The sequence below is a fragment of the Microlunatus speluncae genome, from assembly GCF_009299835.1.
Taxonomy (GTDB): Bacteria; Actinomycetota; Actinomycetes; order Propionibacteriales; family Propionibacteriaceae; genus Microlunatus; species Microlunatus speluncae.
In genome coordinates this window covers 99,573-121,446 of record NZ_VKCZ01000021.1, presented here as the reverse complement: position 1 = coordinate 121,446, position 21,874 = coordinate 99,573, and the positions used below count along the sequence as shown (strand labels likewise).

Genomic DNA, 21,874 nt, shown 5'->3' with positions numbered 1-21,874 from the left:
GTCAACGATGATCAACTCCCTCTCCCGCCGCGGCTTCCTCAGCCTGGCCGGCGCTGCCGCTGTCGTACCGGCGGTGACGGCGTGCACCCCCGGCAACGGCAACTCCACGTCGGCCTCGAGCAAGGAGCCGATCACTTTCTGGAGCGGCTTCCCGACCACGGATTCCAACGACAAGTCGAAGAAGCCGGCGGACTTCTGGATCAACCAGGCGATCGGCCGGTTCACCGCGAAGACCGGGGTCGAGGTCAAGGTCGAGGAGCTGCCCGGCGACGCGACCATGTTCACCAAGATCAGGACGGCCAGCATCGGTGGCAAGGGACCGGACGTCGCCAGCGTCTGGTCGGGCAGTTACATGCTCAGCGTCGGCGACTTCCTGGAGCCGATGCGGCAGTACTTCGACGACACCGAGTTCGCGGCGCTGTCCGGCTGGCCGGCCGTCACCGAGGGCTTCGATCCCACCCAGGGCGACAAGATCCTCGGCGTGCCGAACGGCACCGACGGGGCGATGGCGCTGCTCTTCAACGCCGAGCAGCTGGACCGGGCCGGGGTCGACCCGGCCGGCTGGCCGAACGAGTTCGACACCTGGATCGGCGAGCTGGACAAGATCAAGACCTCCGGCGTCACCCCGCTCACCCTGGGCAAGCTCAACTACCTCTACTTCACCTACGACACCTGGTTGGCCCAGGCGGCCGGCGGTCCGCCCGGGATCGGCGAGCTCAGCTCCGGGGCCAAGAAGTTCACCGACCCGGCCATCGTCGACGCCACGACGAAATGGCTGCGGCTGCGCGACTACACCGTGCCCGGCGCGCCGACCATCGAGGACACCCAGGCGTCCCAGCAGTTGTTCAACGGCAAGGCGGCGATGAGCGTCGGCGGCGCCGGCGGGGTCCGGCAGTTGCGCAAGAAGCTGGGCGACAAGTCGGGTGCCGGGAAGCTGCCGACGATCAGCGCGACCGCGATCCAGGGCGGCACCGTCGGTGGCTGCGGCAACGCGTTCATCGTGTCCAAGAACTCCAAGCGCAAGGAGCAATCGGTCGAGTTGATCAAGCACCTGCTCAGTGCCGAGGAGCAGCGGACGTTCGCCGAGTCCGGCGACCCCGGCCCGCTGGTCGGCCGGACCGACCTGTCGGATCTCTATCCCGACCCGCTGGTCAATCAGCTGCAGGCGTGGGGAGTCGAGGCCAGCAACACGTTCTGGCCGGACAACACCTTCCCGGCCGATCTGGTCAGCGAGCTCGGCGCCCAAGCCCAGCTGGCCTGGAACGGCGACATCGGCGCGGAGGAGTTCCTGGCCAAGCTGGACGCCAAGCGCGACTCGCTGCAGTGAGCGTGATCACGGCGCAGCGCGCGCCCGGCGCCGCGAAGCAGCGGGCGCCGAGGGGCCGGGGCCGGGCCCGGGACGGTGCGCTGGCCTGGCTGACGCTGGCCCCCGCGATCATCGTGATGGCGGTGCTGCTCTGGTATCCGGTCAGCTCGACGATCCGCTACAGCTTCACCGACTGGAACGGTGCCGGGGCCGATTGGGTCGGGCTGACCAACTACACCGATCCCCTGTTCGGTGGGCAGTTCTTCGAGCTGATCCGGACCAACCTGGTCTTCCTGGCCGCGATCCCGCCGCTGCTGTTGATCTGTGTCGCGGTGTCGGTGGCGATCCATGATCAGGTCCCGGGCTGGCGGATCTTCCGCTCGGTCTACTACCTGCCGACCGTGCTGTCGGCCGCCGTGGTCGGGTTGCTGATGCGGATCCTGTTCAGCCCGACCGGCGCGGTCAACGGCTTCCTGACCGGGATCGGGCTGGGCGGCCTGGCCCAGGACTGGCTGGGCCAGACCCATACCGCCTTCGCAGTGCTGCTGGCCGCGTTCTACTGGCAGACCCTCGGCCAGGGCGTGTTGATCTTCATGGCCGGGCTGTCGACGATCAACGCCGAGCTGATCGAACAGGCCAAGGTCGACGGTGCCGGCTGGTGGCGGCGGTTGTTCTCCATCGTGCTGCCGTTGCTCCGGCCGACGATCGCGTACTTCCTGCTGACCAACGTGATCTACGTCCTGGTCGATCTGATCGGCCTGGTGCTGGTCTCCACCGGCGGCGGACCGGGACGGTCGACCACGCCGCTGGACTACATGATCTATCTGACCGCCTTCCAGGAGGGGGAGCTGGGAGCGGCGTCGGCGCTGGCGGTGATGCTGCTGGTGATCGCTTTCAGTTGCTCCTGGCTGCAGGTCCGGATGCTCGAGCGGATGAACTGATGCGTGCCGACCGAATCGGCCGGGCGGCCGCGACCCTGGTGCTCAGCCTGCTGGCCGTGACCGCGGTCTATCCGCTGTTCTTCATGATCATCACCTCGGTCAAGGGATCGACGGAGTTTCTCGACGACCCGATCGCACTGCCCCGGAACTGGGCCAACGTGGAGAACTTCACCGCGCTGAACAACCGGTTCGACGTGGTCCGGATCCTCGGCAACACCGTGGTCTATGCGGCGGCGGCGTTGGTGATCACCCTGGCGCTGGCCGTCCCGGCGAGCTATGCACTGGCCAAGTTGAGGTTCCGTGGTCAGCAGGTGGTGTACGCCCTCGTCGTGGGCAGCATGGGCATCCCGATGATCGCGATCCTGGTGCCCAACTACCTGTTCTTCGTCGGCCTCGAGCTGTCCGACTCGCCGATCTCGGTGATCGGCATGTGGGTGGCCCGGTCGTTGCCCGGCAGCATCTTCCTGATCACCGCGATCATGCGCGCGCTGCCGGACGAGCTGATCGAATCGGCCAAGCTGGACGGCGCCCGCTACCCCCAGCTGATGCGCCGCATCGTCGTACCGCTGGCGGTTCCCGGCATCGTCACCGCGTCGGTCTTCAACCTCACCGGCTGGTGGAACGACCTGCTGGTGCCGCTGGTCTTCCTGCAGAGCGGCGAGAAGCAGACGATCACCGGCAGCATCGCCACCCTCGGCCAGCGCCTGGCCGGCAGCGACTATCCGCTGTCCGTGGCCGCCCTGCTGCTCTCCTCGCTGGCGCCGATCATCCTGTACGTCATCCTCCAGGGCTACATCCGCCGCGGCCTGGTGATGGGCTCCATCAAGTAACCCGTACTCCCACCCCACAAACTCTCCGAGCGCAAACGCGGCAGTTGCAGCGATCCGCGGCAGTTGCAACTGCCGCGGATCGCTCAAACTGCCGCGTTTGCGAGGGTGGTGAGGTAGGGGGTGAGGGTGGTTCGGGTGTAGGTGGGGCGGGTGAGGAGGGGGAGGGTGAGGGAGCGGAGGGCGGTGCCGTCGATCAGGGCCAGCAGGCGGGCGGCCTCGGTGGCCGGGTCGGCGACCCGCAGGGCGGCGAGTTCCTCGGTCAGCCAGGCGGTCACCTGCTGATCGGTCTGCCGGGCGGCCTCGGCCAGCTCGGGGCGGGTTGCCGCGGCGCCGACGAATGCCAGCCAGACCTTGACCCACTGCTCCCGATCCTCGTCCAGTGGCAGCCACAGATCGATCGCGGACCGTAGCCGGCGCAGCGAACGCGGACGGTCGAGCACCACGGCCAGCCGGGCCAGGAACTGATCACTCGCGTGCTCGAATGCGGCCGTGACCAGCTCGTCCTTGCTCCGGAAGTAGTACTGCACCTGGGCCAGGGACACGCCGGCCTCGGTCGCCACCGCCCGGATCGACAGGCCGGCCAGGCCCGCGCCGGCGATCAGCCGGACCGCGGCGTCCAGCAGGTGGCCGCCGCGCGGCGGCTGGTCGGTCATCGCGCGGGCTCCGGAGTCCGGCTCAACCGTCGGCCCCGCACCACGGCGAAGCCGATCGTCGCCAGGATCACGTACCCGGGGATGATCAACATCAGGTCCGGCTGGGCCAGCGACACGCCGGAGCCGGTGGCCGAGCCGAGCAGCGTCCGGTTGATGATCAACAACGTCAGATGTGCCGCCACCCCGACCCAGATCCTGCCGGTGACCTGGCGGGCCTGGATCAGGCAGATGCTCCACAAGGTCAGCAGCATCAGATAGGTGATCGGGTCCTGACCTTCCGGCGCGAGCGAATACCACGGTGGTTCGCCGGCCCGCAGCAGCCGCATGATCAGCGCGGTCCAGAACGTGGCCAGGCCGGGTGCGAGGACGAAGATCACGGTCGCCACGGCCGCGGCCAGGAACGGGCGGAGCCGCCCGAGGAGTGAGCTGTACGCCATCCCGCGGAACGCCAGCTCCTCGGGAAACGCCTCCAGCCCGGTGGCCACGATCACCGTGGTGCCGAGCCAGAGCAACAGCGGTCCGGGATCAACGCCGTCGAACCGTAGCCCGCCCAACGCGGCGGTCGGCCCTATCACGACGACCGCCGCCGCCGCGACCACACCGAAGCCGAGCAGCAGGTCGCGCCCGATGCCGGTCCGCCGGAACCCGTACCATTCCGCGGCCGAGCGAGTGATCCGAGCGAGCCAGCCGATGCCGGCCAGCGCGATCACGGTGCACAGTGCCGCCTGGATCAGGCTGGCGACGGTGCGCGGCCATCCCATCAGGTTGGCGACCCCGAGGCCGATCCCACTGGCCGCGCCGAGGGCGACGGTGAAGATGATCATGGCGCCGAGGGCGCGGCCGAGGGTGAGCTTCCAGGAAGGGCGACCGGTCATGAGTTCATCCTATACGACCGTACGGTACGAACGTACAGCACCCGTCGAGCCGTCACATCTGCTGCAACACGCCGCAAAAGTGCCCGCGGATGTGACGGGTCAGCGGTAGTGGGGGGAGTGGGGCTGGACCTACTGTGTCGGGCGGAGCCACTGAGTAGGGTCGCTGCGTGTCCGCAAGCACGCCCTGGCAGGCCATGGTCCAGCCGCCGCGACGGTTCCTGCTGTCGCGCTGGCCCTGGCTGTCGATGGCGTACCTGCTCTCCGGGGTCGGGGTCGGCGCGGTGATCGGCGCGTGCTTCTCGTTGATCGTGATCGGCACGACCTACCTGGTCCGGGTGATCATCGTGACCCGGCTGAGTGTGCAGTCGGTGCTGGCACTGATCGGCGTGATCGTGCTGCTCTGCATCTTCGTGCTCTGTGGGCTGGGCCTGGCGCGGGTGGAGCGACGGCGGATCCGGCTGATCGACCCGGACCCGATCGATCGGCCGCGCCGCAGGACCGAGTCGGGGGATCTCAGGGTCTGGGCGCAGGCGCGGTTGCGGGATCCGCTGACCTGGCAGGAGATCGGCTACGCGGTGGTCTGCACGATCCTGTGCCTGCTCGACGGCGTGGTGCTGGCGGTCTCGATCGCCCCGTTCGCCTTCGCCGTGTTGTCCGCGATCGATCTGTTCGGCGGGGTCGAGGTCCTGGAGTCGCTGGTGGCGGGGCTGGTCGGGATCGTCCTGGTGCCGTTCTTCGCCTACCTGTTGACGGCCTGGGCCGGTGCCCGGGCAGCGATCACCCGGGCCGTGCTGGCGCCGAAGGAGACCGAGTTGGGCCGCCGGCTGACCGAGGTGACCACGTCGCGGGCCCGGCTGGTCGACGCGTTCGAGTCCGAGCGGCGGCGGATCGAGCGGGATCTGCACGACGGCACCCAGCAGCGGCTGGTCGCCCTCAGCGTCGAGCTGGGGCTGGCCCGGATGGATCTGCCCGAGGGCTCCGAGGCCGCAACCCGACTGGCCAAGGCGCAGGAGCAGGCCCGGCACGCCCTGGTCGAGCTGCGTGAGCTGGTCCGCGGCGTCTATCCGCAGTTGTTGGTCGAGCGTGGTCTCGCCGTCGCCCTGGCCGACCTGGCTTCCCGATCATCGCTGGACGTCGACACGCGGCTCGAGGTCGACGCCCGGTATCCCGAACCGGTGGAGATCGCGATCTTCTTCGCCGTCGCCGAGGCGCTGACCAACGTCGCCAAGCATTCCGGTGCCGACCGGGCCATGGTCTTGCTCGAACGGCGGGGTGATCGGTTGATCGCCGAGGTCACCGACGAAGGAGTCGGCGGCGCCGAACTCCAGGCGGGGACCGGCATGCTCGGCCTCGCCGACCGGCTGGCCGTCGTCGACGGCAGGATGTATGTGTCGAGTCCCATCGGAGGTCCCACCGTTGTACGGTTCGAGGTGCCATGCCAGCCACTGACGTAGGTTCGCTCGCGATCGTGATCGCCGAGGACTCGGTCCTGCTGCGCTCCGGTCTGGAGAGTCTGGTCGCCCGGTTCGGGCACCGGGTGGTCGGCTCGGTCGGCGACGCCACCGCGTTGATCGACGCCGTTCGTGATCATGAACCCGATCTGGTGATCACCGACGTCCGGATGCCGCCGGACTTCACCGACGAGGGGCTGCGGGCCGCGGTCCAGCTGCGCCGCGACCGGCCCGACCTCGCGGTGATCGTGCTCAGCCAGTATGTCCAGCAGGCCTACGCCGACGAGCTGTTGGAGTCCTCCGGCGCCGGAGTGGGCTACCTGCTCAAGGACAGGGTGGCGGAGGTGACCCAGTTCGCCGAGTCGATCGCCGAGGTCGCCGCCGGTGGCACGGTGGTCGATCCGGAGGTGGTCCGGGCGTTGCTCGGCAGTCGTAAGGACCCGCTGCGGCGGCTCACCCCGCGCGAGCTCGAGGTGCTCGACCTGATGGCCCAGGGCCAATCGAACTCCACCATCGCGGACAATCTGGTGGTGACCGAGGCGGCGATCGGGAAGCACATCGGCAGCCTGTTCGGGAAGCTCGACCTGCCGCCGGAGGCGGACGGCAACCGCCGAGTGCTGGCCGTGCTGGCCTACCTGCGCGGCGGGCAACGGTGATCAACTTCGCGCTGGTCGGCGTGGCCGACGACCGGCACCGGCTGTTCGTGCACCCGGTGGAGCGCCGCCGGGCCGGGGTACGGGCGGTCGGTTTCAGCGAGCCCGATGAGCGGGCGCGCGCCGACTTCTCCGTGCTGCATACGATCCCGGCGTTCGCCGATCACCGGGAGCTGCTGGCAACGGCCGAGCCGACGATGGTGGCGGTCGCGGCGCCGGCCGGCGACACCACCCGAGTGATCATCGACGCGCTCGCGGCCGGGGTCGACGTGATCGTCGCGCCGCCGGTGACCGTCTCGGCGGCCGGCCTGGACTCGCTGGTCGACGCGGCCGCCGACTCCGGCCGGCGGCTTGCGGTGGCGCACACCTACCGCAACCAGGCGGCGGTGCGACTGGCCCGGGAGATGATCGACCAGGGTCGGCTCGGCCGGGTCCGGCAGGTCATCCTCGACGCGGGGGAGTCGGTGTCCGAGCGGGAGCTGGCCGCCGCCACCCTGGAGGCGCTGGACCTGTTCCGCTGGTTCACCGGCGTGACCGCCGGCTCGGTGACCAGCCCGGACGAGGCGAGCGGGCTGCGGCAGACGGAGGACGTGGACGAGCAGGTGATCATGCGGGTGGACGGCCGGGCCACGGCCGGACCGGCCCGCTACGAGGTGGTGCGGAGCCGCGGCCTGGACCTGACGCCGTTCCTGATCCAGGTGACCGGCGATCGCGGGACCGCGACCTGGGAGGTCGACACCGGCAACTTCCGCTCGGTCCTCCGCGATCGGACCTCCCCGCTGATCCCGACCGGTCTGCCCGATGATCCGTCGCCCTGGGTGCTCACCGATCTGGTCCGGCGTCCGCGCCCGACCACGACCGCCGAGGAGCTGTGGACCACCCGGATCGCCGTGCTGGCCGGCGAATCGGCCCGACAGGGCGGCAGCACCCTGGACTGGCGGCTCTGATCGGGATGGCGGAGACGCGATCAGTCGATGATCAACGACGGCTGGCCGGTCGGCTGGCCCTGATCACCGGATCCGGCCGAGGGCTGGGGCTGGAGATGGCCCGGGCCCTCGGCGAGGCCGGCGCCCGGGTGTTGATCAACGGGCGTGATCGGTCGTCGCTGACCGGTGTCTGCGCGGCGCTGCGCGACGACGGGGTCGATGCCCGGCCGGCGGTCTTCGATGTCGCCGAGGTGGATGCCGACCCGCTGGTGGCCGAGCTATCGGCCGAGCACGGACCGATCGAGATCTTGATCAACAACGTCGGCCAGCGGGATCGGCGCGGTGCGCTGGAGATGTCGGAGGCGGACTTCGAGCGGCTGGTCCGGATCGACCTGCTGAGTGCGTACGGGCTGACCCGGGCGGTGGCCCGGCGGTTGGTCGAGGACGGCCGACCGGGAGCGATCATCAACGTGTCGTCCGTGGTCGGTGGCCTGCTCGGGTCGCGCGCCGATGTCGGCTACACGGTGGCTAAGGCGGGCCTGGACGGGCTGACCCGGACGCTCGCGGCCGAGCTCGGGCCGCACCGGATCCGGGTCAACTCGATCGCTCCGGGCCCGTTCGCGACCGAGACCAACACGCCGATGGTGGCCGACGAGACGGTGAACGCGTTCGTCACCTCGCGGACCGCCCTCGGCCGGTGGGGCCGGCCGGCGGAGATCGGCGGGATCGTCGCCTTCCTCGCCTCCGACGCGGCCTCCTTCATCACCGGGCAGACCATCGCGGTCGACGGCGGGTTGTCGACCACCTACTGACCGGTCGGCTCCGTCACCGATCGGTGGGCTCGGGCGTGGCCGGGGCGCCCAGCTCGACCGTCTCGACCCGGCGCGGGATGATCAACACGGCGGCGATCAGCACCACCGCGATCACCGCCGAGCCGAAGAAGACCTGTTGGATCGCCGGCGCCAGCACCTCCGGCGGCACGTCGGAGGCGCCGCCGCCGTGGCCGCCGACCGGGCCGGAGGTGTGCCCGGCCAGCTTCGAGTTCGCGATCGCGCCGAAGACAGCGATGCCGATCGCGCTGCCCATCGACCGGGCGAACATGTTGGCGCCGGTGACCACGCCGCGGTGCTGCCAGCCGACCGTCGACTGCGCCGCGATCAAGGACGGGCTGGCGATCAGCCCCAGTCCGAGGCCGACCAGGAAGCAGGTCACCGCGACCACCCAGATCGGGCTGGCCGGGGACAGCGTGATCAACAGCACCGCCGCGGCCAGCACCAGGACCGAGCCGATCAGCCCGGTGTTGCGGAACCCGATCCGCAGATAGAGCCGGCCGGAGTTCGAGGCGGCCAGCGGCCAGCCGATCGTCATCGCCGCCAGCGCGAAGCCCGCGACCAGGGCGCTGGTCTTGAGCACGCCCTGGGCGAACAGCGGGACGTAGGAGGTGAGGCCGATCAGCAGTACGCCGACCGTCAGGCTGACCAGGTTGGCGCCGTTGAGGATCCGGCGGGTGAAGATCCAGCCGGGCAGGATCGGCTCCGCCGCCCGCCGCTCGACCAGCGCGAAGCTGACCAGCAGCACCGCCGCACCGCCCAGCACGAGCAGGCTCTGCCAGGAGAACCAGGACCACAGCACCCCGCCCTCGAGCAGCCCGAAGATCAGCAACGAGCCGCCGACCGCCAGCAGCACGGCGCCGGCGTAGTCGATCTTGTGCTTGGTCCGGGTCAGGTTCTCGCTGAACTTGCGGACCAGCATCCACACCGCGACTGCGCCGAGCGGGACGTTGACGAAGAAGATCCAGCGCCAGTCGAGGAAATCGACGAACAGGCCGCCCAGGGTCGGGCCGACCACGGCCGAGATCGCCCAGACGCTGGCCAGGTAGCCCTGCACCTTGGCCCGCTCGGCCAGCGTGTAGATGTCGCCGATGATCGTCATCCCCATCGGCTGGACGGCGCCCGCGCCGAGACCCTGGATCGCCCGGAACGCGATCAGCGCGGGCATGCTCCACGCCAGGCCGCAGAGCACCGAGCCGAGCACGAACGCGCCGATCCCGAACAGCATGATCGCCTTGCGGCCGATGATGTCGGCCAGCTTGCCGTAGATCGGCACCGCCACCGCCTGGGCCAGCAGATAGATCGAGAACAGCCAGGGGAACTGGGAGAACCCGCCGAGATCATCGACGATCGCCGGCACCGCGGTGGCCAGGATGGTCGAATCGATCGCCACCAGCCCGGCCGACAACATCACCGACAGCAGGACCGGCCCGCGCTCGGAGCGGAGCCCGACGGAGGCGCGAGTGATTGGCTGGTCGACCACCCCTGCAGCCAACCGGAGCCAGGGCGCTCCCATTCCCGATATTCCGCATGCTGGACCGCCGCCCGACCGTGATAGCGGTCAACTTGGCCGCGACTACGCGGCCGAAGTGACCGATATCTCGTGGAGATCAGGCGCTCGGCGCGCCCAGCAGCTCGGCTTGCACTCAACCGCGGTTGAGTCGCGACGATCGGCAGGTCGCCTCGGAGGCGAGGCGGTGGGGCCCGGACGAGGGAGTGGTGACGCAGGTGAGGCAGGGGGCGGTGCGGGATGACGCGGGGCAGCGGGCCGGGCAGCTGTGGCGGCAGCGGATGATCATGGTGATCGCGTGTGCCGGGACGTTTCTGGTGATCTTGGATGCGACGATCGTGTCGGTGGCCTTGCCGCGGATCGGGACGGCGCTGAGCTTCTCGGCCGGATCGCTGGCCTGGGTGATCAACGCCTACACGCTGACGTTCGCGGGCTTCCTGTTGCTCGGCGGCCGGCTCTGTGACGTGATCGGGCTGCGGCGGGCGTACCTGATCGGGCTCGGATTGTTCATCGTCGCCCGGTGCGCGGCCGGGTTGGCGACGATGCCGGCGGTGCTGCTGGCGGTCCGCGCCGCTCAGGGGCTCGGGGGAGCGCTGCTGGTGCCGGCGACGCTGGCGCTGTTGACCTCGCTCGCCGATGATCTTGAGCTGCGGGCCCGGGTGCTCGGGGTGTGGAGCGCGGTCGGCGCGGCCGGCGCCTCGCTCGGCCCGGTGATCGGCGGACCGTTGACCCAGTGGCTGGGCTGGCCCGCCGTCTTCTGGGTCACCCTGCCGGCCGGTCTCGCCGCGTTCGTGGTCGCGCTCCGGGTGCTGCCGCCGGCCGGCTTCGTCGCCCATCAGCGGTGGTGGTCCCGGCGACCGTTGTTGCCGTTGTCGATCTTCCGGTTGCGTCAGGTCGTCGGCGGCAATCTGATCATGCTCTGGCTGGGGCTGGGATTCTTCGCCAGCCCGGTGCTGCTGTCGCTCTATCTGCAGCACGATCTCGGATTCACCCCGCTGCAGGCCGGGCTGGGCTATCTGCCGGTCGGTGCCGCGATGTTCGTCGGCGCCCAACTGGCCGGCCGGTTGACCGTTCGGTTCGGGCCGCGGGTGGTGACGATGATCAGCTGTGCCGTGGGTGGGCTCGGGTTCGCCCTGGCCGCGATCCTGATCGCCGGGCGGCAGCCGTACCTGATCTCGGTGGTGTTGCCCGGGGTGCTGCTCGGGCTCGGCAGCGCGGCGGCGTTCACCCCGATCACGGTGGCGGCGACCGGCGGGATCCCGGCCGGTCAGGCCGGGCTGGCCGCCGGCGTGCTGAACGCGGTCCGGCAGACCAGCAGCGCCGTCGGGCTGGCGGTGCTGTCGACGCTGGCCGCTGTGGCGCACAGCCAGGCTCCGGCCTTCGCGGTGGCCGCCGGGTGTCTGGCGGTCGCCGCCCTGCTGGCCGGATTGATCATGCCGGGAGCGCACTCGCCGGGACGCTGACCTCGCGCCGGAAGCCGGCGCAGCGCTCCAGGGCCGGGCCGTGTCGGCAGGTGCGCAGGTGCAGCAGGTACGCGCGGGCGCGTTCAAGATCGCGGAGCTGGCCCTCGACGTCCGCGATCCGGCGGTCGACCCGGTCCCGCCAGTGCTCGTCGGCGTTGAGCAGCTCGGCGATCTCCTCGATGCTCAGCCGACCGGTCCGCCGCCACTGGTTGATCAAGGCGATCCGGTAGACCTGATCGGTGTCGTAGATCCGCTGCCGGGCCCGGCGTTCGGGCGTGATCAGCCCGCGCCGCTCCCAATAGTGCAGCGTGGACAACGGCAGCTCGAAGTGTTCGGCCACCTCACGGATCGTCGTATACCCGCCCATCCCCCGATTCGATCACAGGTGGACGGCGCGGGCTTCGTCGATCGACGTGTAGAGAGCTTCGATCAGGCGGAGGGTGCCGAGGTTGTCGGCGCCGGAGGAGCGGAGCGGGGTGCCGTCGGCCAGGTGACTCAGCAGGGAGCACATCGGACCGGCGAAGGCGTCGGGGATCCAGCGGCCGGTGATCGGGTACGGCAGCCAGCCGTCGGTCGCCAACTCGGTGCTGTGCAGTTCGAGCGTGTCCGGCCGGCCGTGCGGATAGTCGTAGAGCAGGCCGAGGGTGCCGCGGATCGCGCCGGCGGTGCCGTCGATCCGGAAGGTGGCGCTGTTGTCGCCGTGGGTGTTGTCGTGGTTGGCGTGGACGATCGCCCGGACGCCGGAGTCGTAGAGGTAGGTGGAGATGGTCCGGGTCTCGCCGCGGCCGGCCTGCTCGGGCAACCGGCCGGCGGCGCAGAAGACGGTGCTCGGTTCGCCCAGGAACCAGCGGATCACATCGTGGTAGTGGATCGAGTGGTACGTGATCTCCACCCGATCAAGCTCACGCATCCACGGCCAGCCGCCGAAGAAGTCGGTCCTGATGTCGACCATGATCGACATCGCGGTGATCTCGCCGATCCAGCCGAGCTCGACCATCCGGCGGGCGGCGGCGATGCCCTCGTCGAACCGGAGCTGCTGATTGACCGCGATCGGTACGCCGTGCTCGGCGGCCAGGGTGACGACGCGTTGCCCGGTGCTGACGTCGGGGGCGAACGGCTTCTGGGCCAGCACCGGCCGGCCGGACTCGATCGCGGCCAGCGCCAGCCCGGGCTGGGCGCCCGCGGTGACGGCGATGTCGATCACCTCGATCCGTGGATCGCCGAGCATCGCCGCGGCGCTGTCGGACACGGTCTCGATGCCATGCCGCCGGGCGAGGTCGGCCGCCTTGGCCGGATCGAGATCGGTGATCGCCACCACTTCCAGTCCCGCCTTCCGGTAGGCGGGCAGGTGAGCCACGTCGACGATTGCGCCGGCCCCGATGATCCCGATCGGGCGTCTGGCCCGTTCGGGCAGCCCGATCCTCACCGCCGCGTCGATCTCGGCGAAGAGTTCGATCATGATGCGGGCCCCTTGGTGACCAGGTAGAGATGGGTCAGCACGGTGACCGTCTCGCCGAGCTGGTTGGTCACGGTGACCAGCTCGTGCAGATAGCCGAGCCGGTCCGGCTCCCGCCGGTGATCGGCCTTCTCCGTGATCTCCGCCGTCACGGTGATCGTGTCCCCGATGAACACCGGCCTGATGAACCTGATCTTGTCGTAGCCGTAGCTCATCGCCTGCGGGTTGATGTCGCCGGCGGTCATCCCCACCGCCATCGAGATGATCAGGGTGCCGTGCGCCATCCGCCGCCCGAACGGCTGGGTGGCGCACCACTCGGCATCCAGATGATGCGGGAAGAAGTCACCGGTCTGGCCGGCGTGCAGCACCACATCCGCCTCGGTCACGGTCCGACCCTGGGTGGTCCGCGTCTCGCCGATCGGGTAGTCCTCGAAATAACGGTCGATGGTTTGCATGATCACCTCACCTCGTTGCCGTGCAGCTGGTTTGCCCTTCGACAGGCTCAGGGAACGAACGCCCCCGATCCGTTCCCTGAGCCTGTCGAAGGGCAGGCCAGATGATCATTTCAGCCATCGTTCCGCCGCCTGATCCAGTCGCTGCAGCAACTCGTCGTCGGAGAGCTCCCGGCGCAGCGCGGCGGTGACCCAGGGCGAAGTTGCGTCCTGGAACTCCAGGTAGCCGACGGTTCGGGGTCGCAGGTAGGCCGCCTCCAGGGTGGCCCGGGTGCCGCGGAAGAAGTCGAGGGTTTCGGCGTTCAGCCGGTCGTCGTCCCAGGCGAGGCCGTGGCCGGGCTGGCCGCCGCCGTCGAAGTAGACGCCGCGCTGGACGTCGGGCGAGGCGACCCAGAGGGCGAATCGGCGGGCTTCGTCGGTCCTGGCCGACCGGGCGGAGACGGCGATCCCGGCGCCGCCGAGCAGCGATCCGGCGGGCGCGCCGTTGATCATCGGGATGTCGGTGTAGCGCAGCCGATGCTTCCGGAACCCCACCCGGCTGTAATTGGTGTAGCCGAACAGCAGCGGCGCATACGACCAGTCCGAGCTGCCGCTCAGCGCCTCGGCGACCTGGATCGGGTTGTGATCGAGGTTGGCCACCGGGACCAGTTCGGCCAGCCGGTGCAGCAGGTCCAACGCCGCCAGACCGGCATCGTGATCAAGGAACCGCCCCGGCTCGGCCGCCGGCGGATGGCCCGAGCCCGCGGCGACGGTGATCAAGCTCGAGTACGCGTCGATCGGCTTGGCCGGCCACAGCACCCGGCCGGTGCGGGCCAGCTCGAGCACTGCCGGCCAGTCCCGCGGCGGCTCCGGCAACAGGTCCGGCCGGTAGGCGGCGACCTGGGCGGCCACGTCGGTGGCGAGACCGTACTGCCGGCCCGCGTCGGCGTAGCTCTCGTGCGACCGGCCGACGCTGTGCCGGGCCAGGTCGGCCAGCTCCTCGTCGAGGCCGTGCCCGTCCAGTGGTGCCAACAGGCCCTCGGCGGCCGCCTGCGGGATGTGCGGATGATCGATCACCAACAGGTCGTGATCAGCAACCAGCCCGGCGAGCGGCTGATCGGCGAACGCCTGCAGGGATCGGTGCTGCCACTCGATCACCACGCCGGTCAGCTCCCGGTAGGCCGCCGCCGCGGCCACCAGGCAGTCGTAACCGCGGGGGTGCTCCCAGGTGACGCCGCGCAGTGTGATCATCGGGCGGGACCTCCGTCCAGCAGCTCCCGGTCGATCACACCGTCGTGTTCGCCCAGTCGCGGGGCCGCGCGATCACTGGTCAGGGTCCGGCCGTCGATCCGGATCGGGCTGCGGGTGGTGGTCAGCCGGGTCGCGCCGCGCTCGACCTGTTGGGTCATCCGGGCGGCCGCGAAACCGGGATGGTCGAGCAGTTCCTCCAGCGTGAGCACCGGGGCGCACCACACGTCGGCGGCGTCAAGAATCTTCAACCAGTGCTCGGTCTCCTCGGTTCGCAGCCGCTCGGCCAGCGCCTCGGCGATCGCGTCCTGCTGCTCCCACCAGGCCGCCTCGTCGGTCAGTGCGGCCAGCCAATCGATGCCGAGCAGCCGGCCGAGCTCCGGCACCGGATTCATCGCCAGCGCCAGATAGCCGTCCCGGGTCGGATAGGTGCCGTACGGGGCGGGCAGGAAGGCATGCGCCGCGAACCGGCCGCCGCGCCGGACGGTGACCGACGCGTCGTTCAGCCGGGTGCTGAGCAGCTCGAACTGAAGATCGAGTACGGCCTCGAGCAGACTGGTCTCGACCAGGCCGCCGGCGCCGGTCCGGAACCGGCGGACCAGCAGCGCGGTGACGCCCTGGGCCAGATGGCAGCTGGTCAGATGATCGGCGATCGACAGGCCGATCGGCACCGGTCCCGCGTCGGCCGAGCCGCTCAGCCAGGGCAAGCCGGAGAGCGACTGGGCCAGCAGATCCTGGCCGGGCCGATCCCGCCACGGGCCGTCGTCACCGTAGCCGCTGGCGCTGGCGTAGACGATCGCCGGATTGAGTCGTCGCACGGCCGGGTAGTCGAGACCGATCCGCTCCATCACGCCGGGACGGAAGTTCTGGATGATCACGTCGCACTGCGTGATCAACGACCTGACCCGCTCCAGGTCGGCCGGATTCTTGAGGTCGGCGGTGATGCCGTACTTGTTCCGGTTCATCGCGTGGAAGGAGACCGTGTCGCCGTCGACAAAGCGGCCGGCGAAGGCGAGCTTGCGGCCGATGTCCCCGCCCTGTGGCCGCTCGACCTTGATCACGGTCGCGCCGAGATCGGCCAGCCGCAACGCGGCCACCGGGCCGGCCAGGAACTGGCTGAAGTCGAGCACCCGCACACCGTCCAGGGGTGGTTCCGTGCTGTCCACGCGCATCCTCCGTTGACTTGGCCCGGGACAGGACCCTAACATGAACAAACGTTTGTTCATAGCGAGGAGCTGCACATGCGGGTCGCCCTGCATTCGATCTTGAAGCCCGGCGCCGAGGTAGCGTACGAGCGCGACCATGTGACCATCCCGGACGAACTGGCTGCCTCCTTCGCGCGGGTCGGGATTCGGGACTGGACGATCTGGCGGAGTGGCGCCGACCTGTTCCACCTGGTCGAGTGCGACGACTACGCGGCCGCCATGGCTGCCCTGGCTGACGATCCGGCAAACCTGCGCTGGCAGGCCTTCATCGGACCGCACGTCGAGCGGTTCGTCAGCGCCGGCGACGGACCGGAGGGACAGCTGCTCGGGCAGGTCTGGCGACTGGCGGAGCAGCGGGACGCCGTTCGGTAGCATCGCGCCATGGCTCGCCTGGTGGATGTCGCCGCCGCCGCCGGAGTGTCGGTGGGGTTGGTCTCGCGGGTGCTGAACGGCGACCCTGCGACCCGGGCGACCGAAGAGACCCGGCAGCGGGTGCAGCGCGCCGCCGACCGGCTCGGCTATCGGCCCAACCACGCGGCCCGGGCGCTCCGGTCGGCGCGGACGTACACGATCGGGCTGGTGGTTCCTGACCTGACCAACGCGCTGTTCGCCGAGTTGATGCGGGGCGTGGAGGAGGCGTCGGCGCGGCTCGGCTACACGGTGCTGCTCGGACGGTCCGAGGCGCTGACCGACCAGGCCCGGATCTCCCGGCTGCTCGACGACGGGCGGGTCGACGGCTTCCTGTTGCAGGGGCGCGATGCCGACACCACCGAGTCGCTGGCCGCCGTCGCCGGCACCGCCCCGGTGGTGGTGATCAACTCCAGGATGCGGCATCGGCGAGGCAGCGTGATGCTCGACGATCAGGCCGCCGGCCGGGTGGCCGCAGAGTTCCTGATCCAGCGTGGCCATCGCCGGATCGGTCTGATCAACGGGCCGCGGTCGCTGCTGACGGCGCGGCTGCGGGCGGCCGGGTTCCGTTCTGCGATGCGCGACGCGGGGCTGCCGGTGAGTCCCAAGGCGATCACCTGGGTCGGCTACACGGTGCCGGACGCGGCGCCCGCACTGGAGTCGATCATGAGCGCCGCGCACCCGCCCTCGGCCGTCGTGGTCGGAAACGTGAACGCCGCGATGGGGGTGCTCACCGAGGCCCGCCGGATCGGGTTGTCGGTGCCCGGCGAGCTGTCGGTGATCGCGATCCACGACGCCTGGACCGCCGCGCACACCTGGCCGCCGCTCAGCACGGTGAAGCTGCCGCTGGATCGGCTGGGGGAGCAGGCGGTCGAGGCGCTGCACCGGCGGCTCGAGGGCCGGCCGGGCGAGGACCAACTCCTCGACGACGTCGCGCCCGAGGTGATCGTCAGGGAGTCGGTCGCCGACCGCGGTTGAGCTCGGCCACCGTCGGCGGCCGTCGACAAGATCCGCCGCTGCATAGAGTCGCTCGTACGCCTATATATGCTATCGTTCCCGTATCGCCTGAACAAACGTTTGTTCAGTGCGTCCGCCAGTTCGCTGGATGCAGGGAGGCACATGCGAAACGTGGCAGTGGCGCGCCACCCGGCCGCCCCACCGACGTCGCCGGCACGACGAACGAGCTCGAACACCGGGTCCGCTCGGTGGCGGAAGGCGCTGCGTCGGCACTGGCAGCTCTATCTGCTGGTGATCATCCCGCTGCTGTATTTCCTGATCTTCAAGTACGTCCCGATGGCCAACAATGTGATCGCCTTCAAGAACTACAGCGTGGTCAAGGGCATCTGGGGCAGCCCCTGGGTCGGCGCCCGGCACTTCGAGGCGTTCTTCCGGAACCCGGTCTTCTGGACGCTGATCAAGAACACGCTGGTCCTGTCCGGCTATGCCGTGCTGGCCGGATTCCCGCTGCCGATCATGCTCGCGGTGATGCTGAACGAAGTGCGGGCGCGCTGGTTCCGGCGCACCGCGCAGTTGGTCACCTACGCTCCGTACTTCATCTCCACTGTCGTGGTGGTGTCGATGATCATCCTGATCCTCGCGCCGCGGCTGGGTCTGGTGTCGCGGGCGTTCGGCTTCTTCGGCGTGGAAGCGCCCGACCTGCTTGGTGATCCGACCTACTTCCGTCACGTCTATGTCTGGTCCGATGTCTGGCAGACCACCGGGTATGCCGCGGTGATCTATCTCGCGGCGCTGTCGGCGGTGGACCCGGCGCTCTACGAGGCGGCCAAGGTGGACGGTGCCTCGCGGGTGCGCCGGATCTGGCACGTGGACATTCCCGGAATCCTGCCGACTGCGATGATCATCCTGATCCTGAGCGTCGGCAACATCATGGCGGTGGGATTCGAGAAGGTGTTCCTGCTGCAGAACCCGATCAACCTGATGAACTCCGAGGTGATCGCCACCTACGTCTACAAGACCGGTCTGCTCAACGCCGACTTCGGCATCGCGACGGCCGTGGGTTTGCTCAACTCGGTGGTCAACCTGGTCCTGCTGCTCGCGGTCAACCTGGCGGCGAAGCGGCTCAGCGGAAGTGGTCTGTGGTGAAGCCGACCCGGATCAAGGACACCCTGGTCGACCGCTGTTTCATGATCGCGGTCTACCTGCTGCTGACCGTCGGCCTGATCGTGATCTTGGTGCCGCTGGTTCACATCGTCGCCAGCTCCTTCTCCAGCCCGGCCGCGGTCTCGTCCGGCCACGTGCTGCTCTGGCCGGTCGACTTCTCGCTCCGCGGCTACGAGGCAGTGCTGAGCAACCCGCAGATCCTCACCGGCTATGGAAACTCGTTGTTCTACACCGTGGCGGGGACGGTGATCAGCACGAGCCTGACGATCGCCATCGCCTATCCGCTCTCCCGGCCGGGATTCCGCGGGCGCAACGTGATCATGGCCCTGGTGCTGATCACCATGCTGTTCAGCGGCGGTCTGATCCCGACCTACCTGGTGGTCCAGCAGCTGGGCCTGCTGGACACCCGTTGGGCGCTGTTGCTGCCCAACGCCATCGCCGTGTGGCAGGTGATCATCGCCCGGACCTACTTCCGGTCGGCCATTCCGGAGGGTCTGGCCGAGGCCGCCGAACTCGACGGCTCCAGTGATCTCCGCTTCCTCTGGTCGGTGGTGCTGCCACTGTCGAAGCCCATGATCGCGGTGATCGCGCTGATGTACGCGATCGGCCAGTGGAATGCCTACTTCGACGCGTTGATCTACCTCAAGGACAGCAGTCTGCAACCGCTGCAGTTGGTGCTGCGCAACATCCTGATCCTCAACAACCCCGCCACCATGACCGATGTCGCGATGCAGGCCGACCGGAAGCAGTTGTCGGACCTGCTGAAGTACTCCCTCATCGTGGTGGCCAGCGTGCCGGTCCTGGTGATCTATCCGTTCGTGGCCCGCTACTTCACCAAGGGCGTCCTGATCGGCGCGATCAAGGGCTGACCCAAGAACCCGCAAAGGAGCACTCATGTCACGCAATCGTGTCGCCGGCGCCATCGGACTGCTGCTGACGGCGAGCCTCTCCCTGGCCGCCTGCACGGAGGCCGCGCCGGAGGACGAGAACCCCAACGGCCCGGTCCAACTGTCGGTCTTCGCTCCCCAGGGAGCCACGACCGATCTGAGCACCAATGCCTTCAGCAAGCAGATGGCGGAGAAGTTCGGGATCGAGTTCAGTTGGGAGACCACGACCTGGGACGCCGGGGCCGCCGCCGAGAAGCGGCAGATCTCGCTGGCCAGCGGCGACTATCCCGACCTGTTCCTGCTGATCCCGTGGGTCGACCAGTTCAATCCGACCGAGCTGCTGAAGCTGGGCCAGCAGGGCGTCGCGATGCCGCTCAACGATCTGATCAAGGAACATGCGCCGCACATCCAGGCCGAACTCGACGCCAATCCGGACTATCGGGCGATGTCCACCGCGCCCGACGGCAACATCTACGGGCTGGGCCAGTGGATCGACTGCTACCACTGCAGCTATCCCGGCAAGCTGTGGCTGAACACCGACTGGCTGAAGAAGCTGAACCTGAAGTCTCCGACCACGACCGACGAGTTCCGTACCGTCCTGCAGGCCTTCAAGACCCAGGATCCCAACGGGAACGGCAAAGCCGACGAGGTGCCGCTGTCGTCCGCCGTCGGCTCCGACGTCCTGCCCTACTTCATGGGTTCCTTCATCGCCGGCATCAACAACAAGAGCACCGTGGTGCTGAACAACGGCACGGTCGACATCCAGGCCGACAAGGAAGGCTGGCGCGAGGGACTGCGCTACCTGCATCAGCTGATGGCGGAAGGCCTGATCGACAAGGGCGCGCTGAGCCAGAACCAGGAAGCCCTGCAGAAGCTGGGCGACAACCCGGATGCCGTCCTCCTCGGCGGCGTGCCCACCCTGCATCCGCGGTTCTTCATCACCCTGGAACAGAAGGACAAGCGAGACGTCGGCTACAACGCGATCCCGCCGCTGAAGGGGCCGCAGGGCCTGGCCTACGCCTCGTACGCCGTCAGTTCGACCCCCGGTGCCACCTTCGTGCTGACCAACAAGGCGAGCGAACGGGACCGGATCGCCGCGATCAAGCTGCTCGACTACCTGTTCACCGATCAGGGCGAGACCGAGGGCGTGTTCGGCGTCGAGGGACAGGACTGGGAGAAGCCCGGACCCGGTGACAAGCCTTTGGTGGAAGGGGTTCCGGCCCTGTACAAGGTGCTGCAGTCGCCGGAGAACACGGCCTGGCAGCCGATGGCGCAGTATCGCAACACGCGCGAGTATCGCGGTGGACAGGTCGTGCCGGACGACATCTACAGCACGGCCGGGTACGAACGCCGACTGCAGCAGGCCACCAAGCTGTACGAGGGATCCGAAGACCGGTCCTTGAGCTTTCCCTTCCACGGGGTGTGGGTCGCGCCGGAGGATGCCAGCGAGCTGGCCACCCTGCAGACCAACCTCGAGAGCTACATCGCCCAGAGCTCGGTGGAGTTCATGACCGGGTCGAAGGACCTGGAGTCCGACTGGGACTCCTACGTCGCGGGCTTCGAGGGAATGGGCCTGGCCCGCTACAAGGAACTGCTGCAGGTCAGCTACCAGAACTCCGGTCTCCGGTGAATTCCTATCCTCGGTGGTTGTGATCAAACTCCAGGATGCGGTCCGGGTCAGGAGTTGGCGATCGCCTGCCACTCCTCGAGCTTGGTCATGATCAACTCGGCCCGTCGCTTCGGGTCGGAGCCGTCCATGATCGCCGCGTCGGCCGGGTCCGCCCGCAGGTAGATGCCGGAGGTCCGGGTGTTCAGCAGCGGATCCCTGTCCGAGCGGGTGATCCAGTAGCCGGCGGCCCGGTCGGCCGACTCAATCCTGATCTCCGCGGTGCCCTCGAGCTGCGGCGCGTCGGGGTGCCGCGGCCGTTCGCCGTTCCAGTAGTAGAAGACGCCGGACGGGTCGCTCTGCTCCTTGGTCGCCACGCTGCGATAGCGCACCGAGATGGTGCCGTCCTCCTGCCAGCCGGCCCCGCTCACCTGCAGCGAGCCCTGGCGATCGCGGGTGACCCGGAGCAGGCTGACCGCCGACGGCTCCTGCTCCGTCCGCAGCGTGAGTGAGTGCTGCCACCACAGCCCCTCGACCCGTGCGAGCCGCCCCTCGGCCTCGATCGCGGTGCGGAGCTTCCGGTTGATCTCGTCGATCGCGGCCGGGCCGGTCTCGGCGTACCGCACGCAGGTGAGGCCGAGCAGATCGGTCGGCAGCTTGGCGCCGTCGGCATGCAGGATGTACGTCCGCCGCATTCCGATCACGCCGCCGAACAGGCCGGCCTCGAACACCACGTTGTCGCGCGGCGAGGCCATCCCCGGCGCCTCGCCGTGGCTGGTCCAGTCGTCCGCCGCGAAGATGAACGCCGCGAAGTCGACCTCGCGGGTGAGCTCGACGAGCCGCTCCAGGGTCGAGGTGCCGGGGTTGAACACGATGGTCCACGGCTCGACGTCGGCCACATCCTGCAGTCCGGCTGTCAGCGCGTCCAGTAGGGCCGCCTGCTGGCCCGAGGAACCGAGAAAGATTCGGGGCTTGATCACCTCCGAATCCTAAGATCATTTCGGGCTGCGCCGGGCGTGATCGGTGCCGATGATCACCGGCCGGGGGTTGACACGCCATGCCGTGATCGGGTTG

22 protein-coding genes are annotated in these 21,874 nt (G+C 69.1%); 13 read left to right on the top strand and 9 right to left on the bottom strand.

Translation table 11 applies throughout. The annotated features are described in order from the left end of the window. Positions 1-7: 7 nt before the first annotated feature. The 3 genes from FNH24_RS30050 to FNH24_RS30040 are packed head-to-tail and all read left to right on the top strand — an operon-like array spanning position 8 to position 3,077. Positions 8-1,327 carry an ABC transporter substrate-binding protein gene (locus FNH24_RS30050; protein WP_152365953.1) on the top strand — a complete coding sequence of 440 codons (1,320 nt, stop codon included), beginning with the start codon at positions 8-10 and terminating at the stop codon, positions 1,325-1,327. After that, positions 1,324-2,247, top strand: coding sequence for a carbohydrate ABC transporter permease (locus tag FNH24_RS30045; protein WP_246187151.1), 924 nt, complete (start codon positions 1,324-1,326; stop codon positions 2,245-2,247). Before FNH24_RS30050 ends, FNH24_RS30045 begins: the two co-directional genes overlap by 4 nt. Next, positions 2,247-3,077, top strand: a complete 831-nt coding sequence (locus FNH24_RS30040) for a carbohydrate ABC transporter permease (RefSeq protein ID WP_152365952.1) — start codon at positions 2,247-2,249, stop codon at positions 3,075-3,077. The genes FNH24_RS30045 and FNH24_RS30040 overlap by 1 nt, the downstream gene beginning before the upstream one ends. Before the next feature lie 83 nt (positions 3,078-3,160). Here FNH24_RS30040 and FNH24_RS30035 read toward each other — a convergent pair whose 3' ends face one another. Further along, entirely contained in the window at positions 3,161-3,730 is a 570-nt protein-coding gene (locus tag FNH24_RS30035) for a TetR/AcrR family transcriptional regulator (RefSeq protein ID WP_152365951.1), read from the bottom strand. Further along, positions 3,727-4,605 carry a CPBP family glutamic-type intramembrane protease gene (locus tag FNH24_RS30030; protein ID WP_152365950.1) on the bottom strand — a complete coding sequence of 293 codons (879 nt, stop codon included), beginning with the start codon at positions 4,603-4,605 and terminating at the stop codon, positions 3,727-3,729. Before FNH24_RS30030 ends, FNH24_RS30035 begins: the two co-directional genes overlap by 4 nt. Positions 4,606-4,772: 167 nt before the next feature. Here FNH24_RS30030 and FNH24_RS30025 point away from each other — a divergent pair, with 167 nt between their 5' ends. The 4 genes from FNH24_RS30025 to FNH24_RS30010 are packed head-to-tail and all read left to right on the top strand — an operon-like array spanning position 4,773 to position 8,447. Then, the gene (locus FNH24_RS30025) at positions 4,773-6,059 is read left to right on the top strand and encodes a sensor histidine kinase (RefSeq protein ID WP_152365949.1); all 1,287 of its coding nucleotides are present in this window, start codon (positions 4,773-4,775) and stop codon (positions 6,057-6,059) included. Then, entirely contained in the window at positions 6,041-6,712 is a 672-nt protein-coding gene (locus FNH24_RS30020; protein ID WP_152365948.1) for a response regulator, read from the top strand. The genes FNH24_RS30025 and FNH24_RS30020 overlap by 19 nt, the downstream gene beginning before the upstream one ends. Then, positions 6,709-7,656, top strand: coding sequence for a Gfo/Idh/MocA family protein (locus tag FNH24_RS30015; protein WP_152365947.1), 948 nt, complete (start codon positions 6,709-6,711; stop codon positions 7,654-7,656). Before FNH24_RS30020 ends, FNH24_RS30015 begins: the two co-directional genes overlap by 4 nt. A 5-nt stretch (positions 7,657-7,661) precedes the next feature. Beyond that, the gene (locus FNH24_RS30010) at positions 7,662-8,447 is read left to right on the top strand and encodes an SDR family oxidoreductase (RefSeq protein ID WP_152365946.1); all 786 of its coding nucleotides are present in this window, start codon (positions 7,662-7,664) and stop codon (positions 8,445-8,447) included. A 13-nt stretch (positions 8,448-8,460) separates the two neighbouring features. On the opposite strand, the gene FNH24_RS30005 is transcribed toward FNH24_RS30010, so the two are convergent. Further along, entirely contained in the window at positions 8,461-9,948 is a 1,488-nt protein-coding gene (locus FNH24_RS30005) for an MDR family MFS transporter (RefSeq protein ID WP_246187150.1), read from the bottom strand. Positions 9,949-10,184: 236 nt separating this feature from the next. Here FNH24_RS30005 and FNH24_RS30000 point away from each other — a divergent pair, with 236 nt between their 5' ends. Continuing rightward, positions 10,185-11,438, top strand: coding sequence for an MFS transporter (locus FNH24_RS30000; RefSeq protein ID WP_217428631.1), 1,254 nt, complete (start codon positions 10,185-10,187; stop codon positions 11,436-11,438). Here the strand turns inward: FNH24_RS30000 and FNH24_RS29995 are convergent. The 5 genes from FNH24_RS29995 to FNH24_RS29975 all read right to left on the bottom strand — a co-directional run bounded on the left by FNH24_RS29995 (position 11,407) and on the right by FNH24_RS29975 (position 15,739). Then, on the bottom strand, positions 11,407-11,805 hold the full coding sequence (locus tag FNH24_RS29995) for a MerR family transcriptional regulator (RefSeq protein WP_152365944.1): 399 nt from the start codon (positions 11,803-11,805) through the stop codon (positions 11,407-11,409). The genes FNH24_RS30000 and FNH24_RS29995 overlap by 32 nt on opposite strands. A gap of 12 nt (positions 11,806-11,817) precedes the next feature. Continuing rightward, the gene (locus FNH24_RS29990) at positions 11,818-12,897 is read right to left on the bottom strand and encodes a Gfo/Idh/MocA family protein (RefSeq protein WP_152365943.1); all 1,080 of its coding nucleotides are present in this window, start codon (positions 12,895-12,897) and stop codon (positions 11,818-11,820) included. Then, positions 12,894-13,349, bottom strand: coding sequence for a MaoC family dehydratase (locus tag FNH24_RS29985; protein WP_175047939.1), 456 nt, complete (start codon positions 13,347-13,349; stop codon positions 12,894-12,896). The genes FNH24_RS29990 and FNH24_RS29985 overlap by 4 nt, the downstream gene beginning before the upstream one ends. Before the next feature lie 105 nt (positions 13,350-13,454). After that, positions 13,455-14,576: an extracellular solute-binding protein gene (locus FNH24_RS29980; RefSeq protein WP_152365942.1), complete on the bottom strand. Its 1,122-nt coding sequence runs from the start codon at positions 14,574-14,576 to the stop codon at positions 13,455-13,457. Further along, complete coding sequence (locus FNH24_RS29975; protein WP_246187149.1) at positions 14,573-15,739, bottom strand: CaiB/BaiF CoA transferase family protein; 1,167 nt, start codon at positions 15,737-15,739, stop codon at positions 14,573-14,575. The genes FNH24_RS29980 and FNH24_RS29975 overlap by 4 nt, the downstream gene beginning before the upstream one ends. Before the next feature lie 75 nt (positions 15,740-15,814). Here FNH24_RS29975 and FNH24_RS29970 point away from each other — a divergent pair, with 75 nt between their 5' ends. The 5 genes from FNH24_RS29970 to FNH24_RS29950 all read left to right on the top strand — a co-directional run bounded on the left by FNH24_RS29970 (position 15,815) and on the right by FNH24_RS29950 (position 20,824). Then, a complete protein-coding gene (locus tag FNH24_RS29970; RefSeq protein ID WP_152365940.1) occupies positions 15,815-16,150 on the top strand; it encodes an L-rhamnose mutarotase in 336 nt (111 codons plus the stop codon). A gap of 9 nt (positions 16,151-16,159) precedes the next feature. Further along, positions 16,160-17,164 (top strand): LacI family DNA-binding transcriptional regulator, encoded by a 1,005-nt coding sequence (locus tag FNH24_RS29965; RefSeq protein WP_152365939.1) that lies wholly within the window; start codon positions 16,160-16,162, stop codon positions 17,162-17,164. Between the two features lie 141 nt (positions 17,165-17,305). Then, on the top strand, positions 17,306-18,289 hold the full coding sequence (locus FNH24_RS29960) for an ABC transporter permease (RefSeq protein WP_152365938.1): 984 nt from the start codon (positions 17,306-17,308) through the stop codon (positions 18,287-18,289). Next, positions 18,283-19,176 carry a carbohydrate ABC transporter permease gene (locus tag FNH24_RS29955; protein WP_246187148.1) on the top strand — a complete coding sequence of 298 codons (894 nt, stop codon included), beginning with the start codon at positions 18,283-18,285 and terminating at the stop codon, positions 19,174-19,176. Before FNH24_RS29960 ends, FNH24_RS29955 begins: the two co-directional genes overlap by 7 nt. A gap of 25 nt (positions 19,177-19,201) precedes the next feature. Further along, on the top strand, positions 19,202-20,824 hold the full coding sequence (locus tag FNH24_RS29950) for a type 2 periplasmic-binding domain-containing protein (RefSeq protein WP_152365937.1): 1,623 nt from the start codon (positions 19,202-19,204) through the stop codon (positions 20,822-20,824). Between the two features lie 47 nt (positions 20,825-20,871). Here FNH24_RS29950 and FNH24_RS29945 read toward each other — a convergent pair whose 3' ends face one another. Beyond that, positions 20,872-21,780, bottom strand: coding sequence for a TIR domain-containing protein (locus FNH24_RS29945; RefSeq protein ID WP_152365936.1), 909 nt, complete (start codon positions 21,778-21,780; stop codon positions 20,872-20,874). Positions 21,781-21,874 lie beyond the last annotated feature (94 nt).

Coding starts and splice junctions, on each gene's coding strand:
- FNH24_RS30050 (WP_152365953.1), top strand. CDS start 8: ATGATCAACTCCCTCTCCCGCCGCGGCTTCCTCAGCCTGGCCGGCGCT.
- FNH24_RS30040 (WP_152365952.1), top strand. CDS start 2,247: ATGCGTGCCGACCGAATCGGCCGGGCGGCCGCGACCCTGGTGCTCAGC.
- FNH24_RS30035 (WP_152365951.1), bottom strand. CDS start 3,730: ATGACCGACCAGCCGCCGCGCGGCGGCCACCTGCTGGACGCCGCGGTC.
- FNH24_RS30030 (WP_152365950.1), bottom strand. CDS start 4,605: ATGACCGGTCGCCCTTCCTGGAAGCTCACCCTCGGCCGCGCCCTCGGC.
- FNH24_RS30020 (WP_152365948.1), top strand. CDS start 6,041: ATGCCAGCCACTGACGTAGGTTCGCTCGCGATCGTGATCGCCGAGGAC.
- FNH24_RS30010 (WP_152365946.1), top strand. CDS start 7,662: ATGGCGGAGACGCGATCAGTCGATGATCAACGACGGCTGGCCGGTCGG.
- FNH24_RS29995 (WP_152365944.1), bottom strand. CDS start 11,805: ATGGGCGGGTATACGACGATCCGTGAGGTGGCCGAACACTTCGAGCTG.
- FNH24_RS29990 (WP_152365943.1), bottom strand. CDS start 12,897: ATGATCGAACTCTTCGCCGAGATCGACGCGGCGGTGAGGATCGGGCTG.
- FNH24_RS29985 (WP_175047939.1), bottom strand. CDS start 13,349: ATGCAAACCATCGACCGTTATTTCGAGGACTACCCGATCGGCGAGACG.
- FNH24_RS29980 (WP_152365942.1), bottom strand. CDS start 14,576: ATGATCACACTGCGCGGCGTCACCTGGGAGCACCCCCGCGGTTACGAC.
- FNH24_RS29970 (WP_152365940.1), top strand. CDS start 15,815: ATGCGGGTCGCCCTGCATTCGATCTTGAAGCCCGGCGCCGAGGTAGCG.
- FNH24_RS29965 (WP_152365939.1), top strand. CDS start 16,160: ATGGCTCGCCTGGTGGATGTCGCCGCCGCCGCCGGAGTGTCGGTGGGG.
- FNH24_RS29960 (WP_152365938.1), top strand. CDS start 17,306: ATGCGAAACGTGGCAGTGGCGCGCCACCCGGCCGCCCCACCGACGTCG.
- FNH24_RS29950 (WP_152365937.1), top strand. CDS start 19,202: ATGTCACGCAATCGTGTCGCCGGCGCCATCGGACTGCTGCTGACGGCG.